A 14396-nucleotide genomic window follows, 5' to 3' on the forward strand; every position below is an offset into this window, starting at 1 on the left:
TCATGGTTTTAAATAAAGACACCGCAAAAAAAACAGCAGAGCTTTTGATGCAAATTAATGCAATAAAGTTGACACCTGAAAATCCATTTACATGGGCTTCTGGTTGGAAATCTCCAATCTACTGCGATAATAGAATAATTCTGTCCTATCCCGCCATCAGAAATTATGTCAGGGATGAAATGGCCAAACAAGTAGAAAACCTGTATGGAAAACCAGATGTGATAGCAGGTGTGGCTACTGGCGCCATAGGTATTGGAATGCTGGTGGCAGAATCTTTGGGACTTCCTTTTATATATGTAAGACCGGAGCCGAAATCGCACGGGAGACAAAACCAAATTGAGGGTTATTTGGAACCCAATCAGAATGTTGTCGTGATTGAAGACCTCATCAGCACTGGAAAAAGCAGTCTAAATGCCGTGGACGCCCTTAAGGAAAGTGGTGCCAACGTGAAGGGTATGATAGCCATTTTTACCTATGGTTTTTCTGTGGCCACGGAAAACTTTAAAAAGAAAGCCATTGAGCTCCATACACTGAGCGATTACGACCATCTGATCAAACAGGCCTCAGATACCAATTATATCAAAGAAGCACAAATGAATACCCTTCTCGCATGGAAAAACAATCCAGCGGAATGGAAAATATAACATGATATGCATATAGAAACTCCAAAAAAAACAATAGCAAAAAGCGACAAAGAAGTCTATGATTTTTTGCTGGATATCAAAAACTTTGAAAAGCTGATGCCCGAAAACATCAGTAAGTTTGAAGTCTTGGGAGAGGATAAATTTCTATTTGCCTTAAAGGGCATGCCCGAAATAGTATTGAAACTAAAGGACAAAAACCCTCATAACAAGGTGATCCTTGGTGCTGCCAGCGACAAACTTCCATTCACGTTGACCGCCGATATCATCGCTATTTCAGCCAATGAGAGCGATGTTGTCCTAAGTTTTGAGGGTGAATTCAATGCCATGATGGCCATGATGATAAAAACCCCAATCACCAATTTTATGGGGACCTTATCCGATAACCTTCGCAAAATTTAATACATCAATTTAATTTCCTTTAGATCAAATTCTTTCTTGATATCGTCCTCTAAGGTCACGATAAGCTTGCCCTCCAGGGAAACATCGGTGATAAAACCCATAAACAGCTCATCGTCCTGATTTTTAAAGGTGGAAGGCTTGTCTTTTCTAAAAAGCACCTTTTTATACTGTTCCAGAAGGGAATCTCTCATTAACGTCCTTTTGGACTTCAAAAGTGCAAATGTTTCCTCCATGGTTTTCATGATGGACAGCAACAGCTCATCCAATTCCAAATTTTTACCCAAAATCAACTTCAAAGAAGACACATTGGGAAGATTGTTAAAATTAATTTGGTTCACATTTAGCCCAATACCTATGACCGAAGCCTGAATTTTATCGCCGGAAAGAATATTTTCAATAAGGATGCCAGCAATTTTGTGATGACCTGACAGAATGTCGTTTGGCCATTTTATACTAAGATCGGGTACCTGGAGCTTCTTTAACTGCTCATAAAGCGCCATGGATACCAAAACATTGATCATAAATTGGTGTGCAACCTCAAACCCTTCATACCTCTTCAACACGCTAAAAGTCAGGTTTTTACCGGGTTCAGCCTCCCAAGTCGTCCCCATTTGCCCCCTCCCCTTGGTCTGTTCGTGGGCCACGACAACTGTAAAGTCTTTCACCATAACTTCTGCCAATAGTTCCTTTAAGTACGCATTTGTGGATTCCGTGGCATTAAGTTTGATTATATTCATTTGTTAGATGTTGTTATCATGCACAATCTTATGTTAAAAACAATAGCTAAAAAAACAAAAAAATAATAACTTTGTAGAATATAAAATTTTTGAATGCAGAATAGTAAAGTTAGTCAAGATGAATTAATCACTTCAATTTTATTCGGAATAGAAGAAGTTAAAGGAAACCATATAAACATCCTCGATCTTAGAGAAATTGAGAACACAGTTTGTGACTACTTTATAATTTGTGATGGTACTTCCAATACGCATGTCAATGCGATCGTCAACTCAATCCAAAAAACTGTTAGTAAAGCCTTGAAGGATAAGCCTTGGCATGTTGAAGGTTCCGACAATTCGGAGTGGATCCTAATGGACTACGTCAATGTTGTGGTACATGTCTTCCAAAAGCAAACCAGGGAATACTATGATATTGAAGGTTTATGGGGCGATGCGAAAGTAACCGCTATTGAAAGTAGTTTTAATAAGTAAAAAAAAAGAATGGCTAAAGAAAATAATACAAGTCCCAAAAAACCAAAATTCAGCTCATGGTGGATTTATGGGTTAATTGCTATGCTGCTGATTGGTTTCCAATTTTTTGGAAGCGGCAATTTCAACAGCACCAAAAAAACTACCTCTTCTGAACTCCAAGAATACCTGAGGAACGGCGATATTTCCAAAATTCTGATCATCACCAACACCCGTCAGGCCAAAGTCTTCCTTACCGAAGAGGCTATGAAAAAGGATGTTCACAAGGATGTGGCAGAGAAATCATTTGCACTTACCCAAGGCGTGACCCCACAATACATCTTGGATTATGGGGATTTGCAGAACTTTGAGAATGAAATAAAAAATATCAAAAAGGAAAATAACCTGGACACCATTGTGGATTACGATACGGAATCCAATGTGTTGGGAGATTTGCTTTTGACCCTTTTACCTTTTGTACTGATCATTGGTATCTGGATCTACCTGATGCGAAGGATGTCCGGTGGCGCAGGTGGAGGTGCAGGTGGCCAAATATTCAATATTGGAAAATCCAAGGCCAAGCTTTTCGACGAAAAAACGGACACGAGAACCTCTTTTAAAGATGTTGCCGGTCTTGAAGGTGCAAAGGAAGAAGTGGAAGAAATTGTGGAATTCCTTAGAAATCCAGACAAATATACCTCTTTAGGTGGTAAGATCCCGAAAGGAGCCCTTCTTGTAGGACCTCCAGGGACAGGAAAGACCTTATTGGCCAAAGCCGTTGCAGGTGAAGCCAAAGTACCTTTCTTTTCCTTGTCCGGATCGGATTTCGTTGAAATGTTTGTAGGAGTTGGTGCCTCTAGGGTACGAGACCTATTCAAACAGGCCAAGGACAAATCCCCAGCAATCATATTTATCGATGAGATAGACGCCATAGGTAGGGCTAGGGGAAAAAACAACTTTACCGGATCCAACGATGAAAGGGAAAATACCTTGAACCAGCTATTGACAGAAATGGATGGATTTGGCACCAATACAAACGTGATCGTATTGGCAGCGACCAACCGTGCCGATGTCTTGGACAAGGCACTGATGAGAGCAGGTAGGTTCGACAGGCAAATCTATGTAGACTTACCGGACATCAATGAGCGCAAGGAGATCTTTGAGGTACACCTTAGACCGATCAAAACCGCCGAAACACTGGACCTTGATTTTCTGGCAAGACAAACACCAGGATTCTCTGGTGCGGACATAGCCAATGTATGTAACGAAGCCGCTCTTATTGCTGCGCGAAAAGAGAAAAAAGCTGTTACCAAACAAGATTTCTTGGATGCCGTAGATAGGATCGTTGGTGGTCTGGAAAAGAAAAACAAGATCATCACGCCAGGAGAAAAGAAGACAATAGCCTACCATGAAGCTGGACATGCTACAGTAAGCTGGATGTTGGAGCACGCAGCTCCCCTGGTAAAAGTTACCATTGTCCCCAGGGGTCAATCCTTGGGTGCCGCATGGTACCTGCCGGAAGAGCGCCTTATCGTGAGACCGGACCAGATGAAGGATGAAATGTGCGCCACCTTGGGAGGAAGGGCCGCAGAAAAGGTAATGTTCGACAAGATATCCACAGGAGCTCTGAGTGACCTCGAAAAAGTAACCAAACAGGCAAGGGCCATGGTCACTATTTATGGACTGAACGATGAGATTGGAAACTTGACCTATTACGATTCCTCCGGTCAGAATGAATACGGTTTTTCAAAACCCTATAGCGAGGATACTGCTCAGAAAATCGACAGGGAAATTTCCAAATTGATCGAGGAACAGTATGCAAGAGCCGTAGAACTTCTTTCTAAAAACAAAGACAAACTTACCGAATTGGCAGAACGACTTTTGGAAAAAGAAGTTATCTTTAAAGACGATTTGGAAAAGATATTTGGCAAACGTCCATTTGACAAAGAGTTTGATGAAAAAGGCCAAGAGAAAATCAATAAAGAAGAATTACCAAAAGAAGAATTAGAATCTTAGCAACAAAAGACGTGTTATTACACGTCTTTTGCTTTACTTTATGCCATAAATTGAAGATCGTATAAATAACTATGGGTCTATTTGATAAACTATTTGGGGGTGGAAAGAAAAAGGCTTCAAAGGAAACTGCTGAGACCAGAGGGCTACACATGCCCGACCTCAATATTCCCGTAGACGAAAAATTCACGATCCACTTCAAAAAGAACGGCGGCAAATTTTTATACTGCGATTCATTTTCCGAAATAGCAGAGACCCTGGACCATATCATTATCGAAAACCAATGGCAAGATCAAGCCTTCTTTTCCATGGATGATAGATTGGAAGCCAAATTTTCAAAACAAGGTCTTATATTTACCAAAAGCCCAAAAAAGAGTACGGTGTTTTTCACCACTTGCGAACAGCTAATCGCCCAAAATGGTTCCATTTTAGTCTGTTCAAACCAACTGAAAGAATACAAATTACACGATTTACCAGAAAATTTTATTGTTTTTGCCACGACCAGCCAATTGGTAGATTCCATTGGCGAAGGCCTAAAAAACATTAAGAGAAAATATAAAAACAGCATTCCGGCCAATATTACGACCATAAAACATTTTCAGTCCAACATAGAGGACAAAGATGATTTCCTCTCTTACGGAAGTAGTTCAAAAAATTTATATCTTTTACTTCTGGAAGACCTTTAAACTATGAGAGAAATCCTTAGGCGCCTTATAACGGGTGTCGTTTATGTCTTTTTACTCCTATCCGCTATTTTTCTTAGCACGGATGCTTTCGACTTTTTGTTCATGGCATTCGGATTGGCATGTCTCCACGAATACAAGCGCATTGTAAAATTAAAGGGGTACTATGTCTATATGGCCTATTTGGTCTTATGGTGGGCCTATATTTACATTATCAAGGATAAAGTACTCATCAATATTTTGATGTTACTGACAATTACCATTAATTTTGCACTACTGGTATTTCTTTTCAGCAAAAAAGAAACATTGTTCAATACTTTGCAAAAATTTCTATTTGGCTTATTTTATATAGGTGGTGGTTGCATATTTTTGACCATGATCCCATATAAAGATGACGAGTTCGCCCAATTTTTGATCATGGGAATATTCATCCTGATCTGGGTAAACGATTCTTTTGCCTATCTAGTGGGAAGGAGCATAGGAAGAACAAAACTATACCCAGCGGTGTCACCGAAAAAAACCATAGAGGGTACATTGGGAGGTCTTGTTTTTGCATTGGTCGCCGCTTATATCATGGCACCATATGAAACCAACCTTTCCTTACAGGAATGGTTGATTTTAGCAGTGGTCATCGTGGTAACCGGAAGTTTGGGGGATTTAATAGAATCCAAATTCAAAAGAAGTGCAGGGGTCAAGGACAGTGGCGCCATTTTGCCGGGTCATGGAGGCATGCTGGATAGGCTGGACAGTTTGGTCTACGCCGCTCCATTTGCTTATTTAACGTTAAATATCTTTTCATATGTTTCATAAAGAAGGTCAAAAAATTATCTTGTTTACATTTCTGATAGTTGCTACAATCAGTCTTTTGGCCCATTTTTTTATTGATATTACCTGGGCTCGGGTAAGTATTCAAATCTTTGCCCTCTTTGTTTTGGTAATGATCCTACAGTTTTTCAGAAACCCAAAAAGACGGGTCATTAAAAATTTTGATGAGATATTGGCGCCTGTAGACGGTAAGGTGGTCGTTATTGAAGAAGTTGAGGAAACAGAGTATTTCAAAGAAAAAAGGAAGCAGGTTTCCATTTTTATGTCTCCCATCAATGTCCATGTCACAAGATATCCCGTGAGTGGAGTGGTCAAATACTCCAAGTACCACCCGGGAAAATATCTGGTCGCTTGGCACCCAAAGGCAAGTACCGAAAATGAACGCACAACAGTTGTTATAAAAACTCCAAAATTCGGGGATATCCTATACCGACAAATAGCGGGAGCCATGGCAAAAAGAATTGTAAATTATGCCGTTGAAGGAGACAGTGTTCGCCAAGGTGAGGATGGTGGATTCATTAAATTTGGTTCTAGGGTAGATTTGTTCTTACCTTTAGATTGTCCAATTACGGTAAAATTGAACCAGAAGGTAGTTGGAGCCAAAACTTGCATTGCCATACTTAAAAGCCAGGATGACGAGTGATAAATTAAATATGAAATTTTCTGAAGCAGTTGCCTTCGTGAACCAGTTTACAGAACCCCTCCCCGCTGATCTTCTGCTAAAATTGTATGCGTATTACCGCATAGCCAATGAGAATTTCAACCATCCCGGAAGCAGCACCCCACTTATCAATGCGTTCAAGGCCAATGCCTTGATCCAAGCCAAGGACATCAAGCCAAAGCAGGCCATGAAACTTTATATCGCCCTTGTGGACAAAGAGCTTCGAAACAAGTCACAAAGCGCCAAAAAATAAAGGGTTTATGCCATCACCTGGGTTTCCGACCCCTCCCCTTCCAGAAATGTGAAGTATATTCCACAAAATATGGTGATCAGAAAATATACGACCATGACTACATTGCCAAATGGCAAAAAGCTGTCCAGCCCAAACCAGTCTCCCAGATAGTACATGGTTCCAAGTCCTAGGAGACCTCTACCCATTTCTACATATACGGCAATTTTACTTCTGTCCATCAAGGATGAGTAACCGTAAATACCAACAAACACAAAGGCACCAAACCATAACAGTCCATCAAAACCAATATCTGAATAGCTGTAGAACATGTACATCAACAATAATACACTGAACAACATCTGAAAAATCACATACGCTTTTAGACTCCGGGATGCCACGGTATCATACCTTTTAAATTGATAAACATCCTCTATAATGGTCATAGGATATTTTTCTTGTACATCCTTGGGCCTCCATCCGGTCGGCATAAACCAGATTCTGAGTTTATCCCCATATTTTTTCGTTCTCCATGCATCCTTGAGCATGTTCCAAAAGTGTTGAAAGTTAATATGTACCGGATTCCAAGTAGCTGCTTGTTTCAAAATCCCAAACTGGGGAGGAACATCGTCCAACTCTTCTTGAAAAGTCCCGAACATCCTATCCCATATGCACAAAATCTGCCCAAGGTTCTTATCAATGTATTCCGGATTGATGGCATGGTGAACCCTATGCTGGGACGGTGTAACCAATACCTTTTCTACCCATCCCATTTTACCAATATGCTTGGTATGGTACCAAAATTGGGCAAATAAATGAACAGGGGCCAAAATGGCGATTACTTCATAAGGGACTCCCAATAATGCCGCGGGCAACAACAGTATTGAAAAGTAACCGATCAAATTTGAAATGGGCTGCCGAAGGGCACAGGCAAGATTAAACTCCTCACTACTGTGATGGATAACATGTTGGTTCCAAAAAATGTTGACCCTGTGACTTAACCTATGGTTCCAATAGCCGGCAAAGTCCATTACCACAAAGGCAATTACCCAAACCAGCCAAGTTGCTTTGATCTCTGTCAAAGCCAAATGTTCCAATAAAAATGGATAACTGACTACAATAAATGCCAGGCCAAGGGAATCCTTTATGATATTGGTGAGACCGGAACTGATACTGGAAACGGTATCGAGGGTTTTGTGCATTTGCTTTTTTATGAAATACCCATAGGAGATCTCAACTACCAACAAAAGGATAAAAAAGGGAATTGCATAAAGTAATGCATTTGCATATGTTTCCATGACAGGATGTTAATTCAAACTCCTTAAATATAATAAATCCTATTTAACCTTTATGAAATACATCAAGAGGAAACCCATTCTCAAGGTACCGATACTTTTAAAATAAAACCTTGACCGTGAACATTGTCAATTTTTATATTCGGGTCCTTGCTGAGATACCCCCTTAAATGGGAAACAAAGACATTCAAACTCTTTCTATTGAAGTAATCATTCTTTCCCCATAAACGTATTAGAATATCTTTATGGGTACAGAGTTGGTTTATATTCTGAACCAGATAAACCAAGAGCTCATTCTCCCTCCCAGTTAAAGATATTACCTCCTTATCATAAATTAGTTCTTGGTTGATGCTGTTCAATTGATATTTGCCAATGTCGTACTTTTTACTTTCAACGGCCACAACCGGTTTTTTCCCAAGTCTTGACAATAGGCTATGGATTCGCACCACCAGCTCTTCCTCATCAATTGGTTTTTTAAGATAGTCTACAGCACCCAGTGCAAACCCTTTCAAAACATCAATTTTTAAGGATCTCGCCGTTAAAAATAAAAATGGCAGGTCCGGGACCGACAATTGGATCTTCTCGGCCAGGGTAAACCCATCCATTTCTGGCATCATCACATCCAAGATGGCCAGATCGAAATGGTTGGTTTCAGCATGCATTAATCCTTCCTTCCCGGACTTCGCCCAGGTGAGCTCAAACCCCTTCATTTTTAGATACTCAGTGAGCAAATATCCCAATGACGGGTCATCTTCAACCAACAATAAACTATATTCTTTTTCCATTTTTCCTGAACGGGATTAGTAGGGAAATGGTAGTTCCCGAACCTATTTCACTTTCTACTTTGATTTTACCTTTGTGACTATGAACCACATGTTTCACGTAATGCAACCCAAGTCCATAACCTTTGACCGTATGAAGATTTCCTTGGGTGACCCTATAATATTTATTAAAAATCCGCTGTTGGTCCTTTTTGCTCAAACCTATTCCATTATCCGTAATACTGATGACCAGATGGTTTTTAACTTTTTTTGCTCTTAGGTGAATTATGGGGTTTTCAGAGTACTTTTTGGCATTTTCAAACAAATTGATGATCGTATTTTCAAGATGGGAGACCGCAGCAAACAGTGGATACTCCCCTGCCTCCAGTTCATATGTAAATTGAAGCGGCTCCAAAGCTCCCAATGTATGAAACTCGTCACATAAGTCTTGTAAGATTGGCCGGAAATCGACCTTCTCAAAAACCAGTACCTTTTTATTGTTCTCCATACTGCCCAACTCCAAGACCTTGTCTATATGAACCTTCAAGCGCTCTACCTGCTGTCTGATTATTGCGACTATGGGTTTGTGCTTCCCATCCAAATCGTCTTCCAATATTTTGGTTGCCAGTCCTATGGAGAAAACCGGAGTCTTCAGTTCATGGGTAAGATTATTTATAAATTCGTTGGTTGTGGTGATAAGCTTGCCCTGCCAATAAAAGGAGCGCAGCACCCAAATAACCACCACAATTATGGCAAATATGAATATAAGACTAGGAATGGTGAGGCCATTCAATTGAAACAGGAAGTAGGTGTTGATATCTTTAAACTGCAGTTCCAATACCAAGCCTTTTCCCATGAGGCCAGGTAGGTAACCTTCCAAGGCTATGGGATAGGAATTCAATTTATCCCCCTTCTGAAAAACCACGGGAGATGACAGGTAGTCCGTGGAATCCCTAGAAAACAACTGATAGGAAAAATCGGCAGCGATACCATTCACCGCCAATCGATCAATTAAGAAGTCATTCAAAAAATGACCCGTGGCACTTTGTACACTGTCCAGGCTCAGGTTAAAATAAGTATCGTCCTTGGTGAGCGACTTCCCGATCAAAAATGTCAGTTCATTTTCTTCAGACAAGTCTTTTTTAATGGCCTGACCGGCCGTGCCCATATTCTTGTTGAACTGCACCTTTGCCAGATTTAGTCCAATCTTCAAATATTGGTACTGGACAATAAACAAGCCCAGAACTGCTATTACAAATACAATGATATGTAGTTTTCGCCTTTTCAATTTAAATATTGAAAATAACACAAAATTGGACTATTCCACCTTCCTTAATGATTTATTAATCCTATTAACTTTTCATTAATCTTCTTTACCTATCATTAATCCCTTCCTAAGCTTAAACGGGCTAACTTGGACAACAGTTAATTCCAATTCAATTTTATTGCAAGTTCATTCATAAATAATTAGTCATCAAAAGCTAACCTGAACAAGGTTAGCTTTTAATTATTGGCAATTACACAGAAAGAGGGCTTCCCTCCCATTGTTAAAAAAGAGTATCAATCCGTGAGAGCGATTTATTTACATATAACCAATAAAATATCCAAGGAACAGATTCTCGCAATCAGCATTGGGATGGTCTATATATGGTTTGGCTCTTTGAAATTCTTTTCAGCTCTGAGTCCGGCCGAAGATTTGGCAATCCACACCATTGCCCGTATTACCCACAACCTTGTACCCTCATCGATCGCCATTTTTGCTTTGGCTTTTTGGGAAGTTCTTATAGGGCTTCTCCTAATTTCGAACCTATACCGTAGAACTATCATTTCCATGGCCTTGATCCACATGGGCATGACATTTACCCCTTTCCTTTTCTTTCCGGAACTCACCTTTAACAATAGCATATTTGTCCCCACCTTATTAGGTCAGTATATTGTAAAGAATATTGTGATTATTGGGGCATTGCTCAGCTTGATGCCCGAGAAAAACGAGACTATAGGCCGATAGCCGCAGAGACCATCTTAGAGCCAAGCCCTATCCATATGTCTTGATCCCAGGAAACTACCAGTCGATTGGGCGGTAATCCTTTAAGAATTTTCCGGTCCAGTGCTTTCCGGTATTGATCCCATCTATCAGGGGATCCAAAACCCTTGCTGCCCCGTCAACGATATCCAAAGGAGGCTGAAAATCATGAAGCTCCACTTTTCTTTTGGACAGTTCCACCGGATCCTCATCTGTGACCCAACCTGTATCTACCGCATTCATATAAACCCCGTCTTTGGCAAAATCGAGGGCAGAGGTATGAGTCATCATGTTTAAGGCGGCTTTGGCCATATTGGTATGTGGATGACGGTCTTCCTTATAGAAACGATGGAACTTGCCTTCCATGGCCGAAACGTTAATGATATGCTTTTTACCTGTGTTTTCCTGGCGCATTAACCGTGATAATCGGTTGCACAAAACAAATGGTGCTATCGCATTTACCAATTGCACCTCTATCATTTCCGGGGTTTCGATCTCCCCCAATTTCAATCGCCAGCTATTGGTCTTGCGCAAATCTACCTGTTGTAGATCGGCATCAAACTCCCCTTCTGGAAATACTTCCTTGGAGGAAAGTGAATTGTCAAAACTATAGGGAATCTGTGATAATTTGGCGGAAGCTCTAATTCCTATTCCAGGTTCCGGGGCATGCCAGTTTACTGGAAGAGCGTTATTTTGTTCGGTAGATGTGCCTTTGCCCAATGATTTTAATTCCTGTAGACAGTAATTATGATCAGAAAGCACCTCTTGGGCAAATTGAGGCAATTGCGCTATGGGCAATTCCTCATTTTTTATAAGATGCTGGTAAAAGCCTGCGGGCCTTCTAACAGTTTGCGCGGCATTGTTGATCAGGATATCCAACCTGCTATACTGCTGTTCTATAAAATTACAGAAGATCTCCACACTAGGGATATGTCGCAGATCCAGGCCGTGGATCTTCAATCGGTTTCCCCACTCCATAAAGTCTTCTTCCTTGGAAAAACGCAGGGCAGCGTCCACAGGAAATCGGGTTGTTGCCACCACGGTGGCTCCGGATCGCAACAGAATTAGGGCGATATGGTAACCTATTTTCAGTCTGGAACCGGTAACGATGGCCACTTGTCCGGATAGATCGGCCGTTTGGAAACGCTTGGCATAATTGAAGTCGCCACAATCCTGGCACATGGTGTCATAAAAATGGTGCAATTTGGTATAAACCGTTTTACAGACATAACAATTCCTTGGGGATTCCAATTCCCTTTCCTCGGCATGTTTCTTGGGAGCAGCCAATAACTTAGGGGCAACAAAAACAGCAGCTTCCCTAGCACTTCGAATCCCTGTTTCTTTCCGGGCATGTTTATCACGCTCTATCATCTTTCGCTTTGCAGCTTTGGCAGAATCCTTTTTGCGCTGTTTAAATAGGTGCCTGTCAGGTCTGGAGAGTATTCCCGCAGCCTTTAACAAAGCAATCCTTTTTTCTTCCGGCAATTGCAATACCTGATGTGCATTGTCCACCAACTTATCCAAAATGGAGATACATTGCTCTATTTCCTCCAGGCTAATATCGGATTTCGCATCTTGTGTATCTTTCGGGTTCTTAATACTCATATAATCAGGATTATTGCACTTTTATAAAACGGTGCAAATGTACAGTTAAAATCATATGAAAGAGCAATAAAAAATCATCAAAACTTAATGGAATGACATACGAAGTGCTTGATAATGGACCACAACACCCTCCCTTATGGCCTATGAACAATTATCTGATTATCAGACCAAATATTAAAAGGGGCCTATCATAATATGTGCCCTATAGGTACCTGGATCCATCAGCCATGGCATTCCAGGAGCGTGAGGCTTATCTGGGAGTCCCGTAGATTCAACGGTTGCAAAGGGAATATAAACAACATATCTAAACTTACCATCGGACAAGGTGCCCGTAGCCTTATCATACCCCTCTTCACTGCCATAATAGATGTACAACATGCTGGGATCTTTGGGCATCATTAATTTTCCCGCAGCCACTTCCGCTCCCCTAATATCAAATTTTTCCTTGGCGTCCATTCCCTCGGCCCCCAACTCCCGCCCTCGTTTCATAAAAGGTTCCAATTGAACAGAATAACAGGCTACACTAATTCCTTCCTGGTTTGGATTATCAGCAATACATACCAGGTTATTGGTTCCTTCCCTCAAAACGGTGAATTTTCCATTGGCATCGTACCCATAAACCATGGCGTCACTCTTTTTTTGATCAGGCGCGGGTATCACTGCCGTTTTTATCTGAATTTCCCTTGGCAATATTTCAGTTGTCACCTCCTGTGCCGACACCAATGACGGCATCATTAGCCCTAACGATAGTATTAAGAGAGTTTTCATAGGTATAGTGTTTCCCTAAAGATACTTATCCTTATGAATTTTTCAAAAAAATACATGGCGTAAAAAAATATAACAAACTACGAATCAGGTACTTCATAACATTTGAATTTATACCCCACATTTGATCGGAATTTCCTCCTTTCTAATTTCTCAAAGAGCTACCCTATTGATAGTAAATTCCATTTCCGAAATATCCCCTTGCACTTCGTTGATCCTGGAATTGGTATAATACAGATACCCCTTGTAAATACTAAAGGTATCTGCCCATTTTACCGCATCTCCCTCCAAAAGCGTTTTGGTTTCCCCTGTCGGGGTCAAATAATCGATGCGGTTATTTTCCAGATCCGCAAAATATAGGTTGCCAGCATCGTCAAATATCATCCCATCCGGGGCCCCCGTTTTCTTGATGAACTGCACATGGGCATCGGAAGGGTTTTCCTCAGACACCAACACCTTGGTATCAATGGCATAGAGGCTGTAACCCGTTAGCGCATGGTAATACAATTTGTTGTTTTTGGTATCCAATGCAATCCCATCTGAATGGATGGTATTGTTCCATTTGCCATTGTCAAAGGTAAGATGATCCATTTCTGCCATGGTAGAGGGATGATTGTCGAGAATCCTTTTACTTTTTCCCGATGCCATATCCAACACCAAAAGCCCTCCGGCACCGGAATCGGTGAAATATATTTTACCTTTTTCCTTATCAATCCTAAGATCGTTGATATAGCTATTTGGTTTTGCAACGCCCTTGGGAACCACATAGGTTCTTTCCAAACTGTCGGTATCCAAATTGAACACAAATATTCGAGGTTCATCCAAAATAGGCCCGAACAGGGCGCTCCTTGTATCCAGAACATACAAATGGTTTTCAAAGGCTACAACAGATTGTACCCCCACAAAAACATCGGGGAACAATGCTGATCCAATTTCCCATCGGTTCATTTCTTTATTTGGATAGGGTGCATAGGAACCATCGTTTGCATTGACCTCCACTACTGCCAATGGAATTCCCCTGCGCCATCTGGGAAAATTGGCAAATATGCGACCCTTATCGGTCACGGTGACCCCTGTGACCTGCATACCCTTGAAGGTAGCCACATTTTCTACCTTTGGCAACGCTACGGATACCGTTTCAGCTTCTGTTTTCGGTTGTTCTTTCTTTGTTTTATCTCCGCAGCCGCCAAGAACTATTGCTGCCAGTAATAGGACTATTTTTTTCATAGTTCTAAGGTAATAAGAACTACAAACACAATTTTGAATTGGCACAAAACTTAACGTAGTTTTAGTATTAACCAATAGGGAA

At 40.9% G+C, this 14396-nt stretch carries 16 protein-coding genes; 9 read left to right on the forward strand and 7 right to left on the reverse strand.

Annotated features, from left to right (window positions below; translation table 11 throughout):
* Positions 1-2 precede the first annotated feature (2 nt).
* Both pyrE and WAA86_RS13600 read left to right on the forward strand, forming a co-directional pair.
* On the forward strand, positions 3-644 hold the full coding sequence (gene pyrE / locus WAA86_RS13595) for an orotate phosphoribosyltransferase (RefSeq protein ID WP_337301561.1): 642 nt from the start codon (positions 3-5) through the stop codon (positions 642-644).
* Positions 645-650: 6 nt separating this feature from the next.
* A complete protein-coding gene (locus tag WAA86_RS13600) occupies positions 651-1043 on the forward strand; it encodes an SRPBCC family protein (RefSeq protein ID WP_337301562.1) in 393 nt (130 codons plus the stop codon).
* On the opposite strand, the gene WAA86_RS13605 is transcribed toward WAA86_RS13600, so the two are convergent.
* Positions 1040-1780, reverse strand: coding sequence for a biotin--[acetyl-CoA-carboxylase] ligase (locus WAA86_RS13605; protein ID WP_337301563.1), 741 nt, complete (start codon positions 1778-1780; stop codon positions 1040-1042). The genes WAA86_RS13600 and WAA86_RS13605 overlap by 4 nt on opposite strands.
* 93 nt (positions 1781-1873) lie before the next feature.
* Between WAA86_RS13605 and rsfS the strand changes: the two genes are divergently transcribed.
* The 6 genes from rsfS (at position 1874) to WAA86_RS13635 (ending at position 6662) form a co-directional block, all read left to right on the forward strand.
* Positions 1874-2251, forward strand: coding sequence for a ribosome silencing factor (gene rsfS, locus WAA86_RS13610; protein ID WP_337301564.1), 378 nt, complete (start codon positions 1874-1876; stop codon positions 2249-2251).
* 9 nt (positions 2252-2260) lie between these two features.
* The gene (gene ftsH, locus WAA86_RS13615; RefSeq protein WP_337301565.1) at positions 2261-4243 is read left to right on the forward strand and encodes an ATP-dependent zinc metalloprotease FtsH; all 1983 of its coding nucleotides are present in this window, start codon (positions 2261-2263) and stop codon (positions 4241-4243) included.
* 71 nt (positions 4244-4314) lie between these two features.
* Positions 4315-4926, forward strand: a complete 612-nt coding sequence (locus WAA86_RS13620; protein WP_337301566.1) for an LUD domain-containing protein — start codon at positions 4315-4317, stop codon at positions 4924-4926.
* Positions 4927-4929: 3 nt separating this feature from the next.
* On the forward strand, positions 4930-5733 hold the full coding sequence (locus tag WAA86_RS13625; RefSeq protein ID WP_337301567.1) for a phosphatidate cytidylyltransferase: 804 nt from the start codon (positions 4930-4932) through the stop codon (positions 5731-5733).
* Positions 5723-6391, forward strand: a complete 669-nt coding sequence (locus WAA86_RS13630) for a phosphatidylserine decarboxylase family protein (RefSeq protein ID WP_337301568.1) — start codon at positions 5723-5725, stop codon at positions 6389-6391. The genes WAA86_RS13625 and WAA86_RS13630 overlap by 11 nt, the downstream gene beginning before the upstream one ends.
* The gene (locus WAA86_RS13635; protein WP_337301569.1) at positions 6381-6662 is read left to right on the forward strand and encodes an acyl-CoA-binding protein; all 282 of its coding nucleotides are present in this window, start codon (positions 6381-6383) and stop codon (positions 6660-6662) included. Before WAA86_RS13630 ends, WAA86_RS13635 begins: the two co-directional genes overlap by 11 nt.
* Positions 6663-6667: 5 nt before the next feature.
* Here the strand turns inward: WAA86_RS13635 and WAA86_RS13640 are convergent, their stop codons facing one another.
* The 3 genes from WAA86_RS13640 to WAA86_RS13650 form a co-directional block, all read right to left on the reverse strand.
* On the reverse strand, positions 6668-7936 hold the full coding sequence (locus tag WAA86_RS13640) for a sterol desaturase family protein (protein WP_337301570.1): 1269 nt from the start codon (positions 7934-7936) through the stop codon (positions 6668-6670).
* Positions 7937-8016: 80 nt separating this feature from the next.
* Positions 8017-8718 carry a response regulator transcription factor gene (locus tag WAA86_RS13645; RefSeq protein ID WP_337301571.1) on the reverse strand — a complete coding sequence of 234 codons (702 nt, stop codon included), beginning with the start codon at positions 8716-8718 and terminating at the stop codon, positions 8017-8019.
* Entirely contained in the window at positions 8702-9982 is a 1281-nt protein-coding gene (locus tag WAA86_RS13650) for a sensor histidine kinase (protein ID WP_337301572.1), read from the reverse strand. The genes WAA86_RS13645 and WAA86_RS13650 overlap by 17 nt, the downstream gene beginning before the upstream one ends.
* Before the next feature lie 279 nt (positions 9983-10261).
* Here WAA86_RS13650 and WAA86_RS13655 point away from each other — a divergent pair, with 279 nt between their 5' ends.
* Positions 10262-10702 carry a doxx family protein gene (locus tag WAA86_RS13655; protein WP_337301573.1) on the forward strand — a complete coding sequence of 147 codons (441 nt, stop codon included), beginning with the start codon at positions 10262-10264 and terminating at the stop codon, positions 10700-10702.
* 54 nt (positions 10703-10756) lie between these two features.
* On the opposite strand, the gene WAA86_RS13660 is transcribed toward WAA86_RS13655, so the two are convergent.
* From WAA86_RS13660 to WAA86_RS13670, 3 genes are all read right to left on the reverse strand, one after another.
* Entirely contained in the window at positions 10757-12322 is a 1566-nt protein-coding gene (locus WAA86_RS13660; RefSeq protein WP_337301574.1) for an SDR family oxidoreductase, read from the reverse strand.
* Between the two features lie 174 nt (positions 12323-12496).
* Positions 12497-13090, reverse strand: coding sequence for a hypothetical protein (locus WAA86_RS13665; RefSeq protein WP_337301575.1), 594 nt, complete (start codon positions 13088-13090; stop codon positions 12497-12499).
* A 150-nt stretch (positions 13091-13240) separates the two neighbouring features.
* Positions 13241-14314 (reverse strand): L-dopachrome tautomerase-related protein, encoded by a 1074-nt coding sequence (locus WAA86_RS13670; RefSeq protein WP_337301576.1) that lies wholly within the window; start codon positions 14312-14314, stop codon positions 13241-13243.
* Between the last annotated feature and the right edge of the window lie 82 nt (positions 14315-14396).

This window comes from Sediminicola sp. 1XM1-17 (genome assembly GCF_037203765.1).
Taxonomy (GTDB): domain Bacteria; phylum Bacteroidota; class Bacteroidia; order Flavobacteriales; family Flavobacteriaceae; genus Sediminicola.

Excerpts from the sequence above, each read along its gene's own strand:
- WAA86_RS13620 (WP_337301566.1), top strand. The coding sequence starts at position 4,315 with ATGGGTCTATTTGATAAACTATTTGGGGGTGGAAAGAAAAAGGCTTCA.
- WAA86_RS13600 (WP_337301562.1), top strand. The coding sequence starts at position 651 with ATGCATATAGAAACTCCAAAAAAAACAATAGCAAAAAGCGACAAAGAA.
- WAA86_RS13660 (WP_337301574.1), bottom strand. The coding sequence starts at position 12,322 with ATGAGTATTAAGAACCCGAAAGATACACAAGATGCGAAATCCGATATT.
- WAA86_RS13645 (WP_337301571.1), bottom strand. The coding sequence starts at position 8,718 with ATGGAAAAAGAATATAGTTTATTGTTGGTTGAAGATGACCCGTCATTG.
- WAA86_RS13630 (WP_337301568.1), top strand. The coding sequence starts at position 5,723 with ATGTTTCATAAAGAAGGTCAAAAAATTATCTTGTTTACATTTCTGATA.
- ftsH (WP_337301565.1), top strand. The coding sequence starts at position 2,261 with ATGGCTAAAGAAAATAATACAAGTCCCAAAAAACCAAAATTCAGCTCA.
- WAA86_RS13640 (WP_337301570.1), bottom strand. The coding sequence starts at position 7,936 with ATGGAAACATATGCAAATGCATTACTTTATGCAATTCCCTTTTTTATC.
- WAA86_RS13635 (WP_337301569.1), top strand. The coding sequence starts at position 6,381 with ATGACGAGTGATAAATTAAATATGAAATTTTCTGAAGCAGTTGCCTTC.
- rsfS (WP_337301564.1), top strand. The coding sequence starts at position 1,874 with ATGCAGAATAGTAAAGTTAGTCAAGATGAATTAATCACTTCAATTTTA.
- pyrE (WP_337301561.1), top strand. The coding sequence starts at position 3 with ATGGTTTTAAATAAAGACACCGCAAAAAAAACAGCAGAGCTTTTGATG.
- WAA86_RS13625 (WP_337301567.1), top strand. The coding sequence starts at position 4,930 with ATGAGAGAAATCCTTAGGCGCCTTATAACGGGTGTCGTTTATGTCTTT.
- WAA86_RS13605 (WP_337301563.1), bottom strand. The coding sequence starts at position 1,780 with ATGAATATAATCAAACTTAATGCCACGGAATCCACAAATGCGTACTTA.
- WAA86_RS13670 (WP_337301576.1), bottom strand. The coding sequence starts at position 14,314 with ATGAAAAAAATAGTCCTATTACTGGCAGCAATAGTTCTTGGCGGCTGC.
- WAA86_RS13665 (WP_337301575.1), bottom strand. The coding sequence starts at position 13,090 with ATGAAAACTCTCTTAATACTATCGTTAGGGCTAATGATGCCGTCATTG.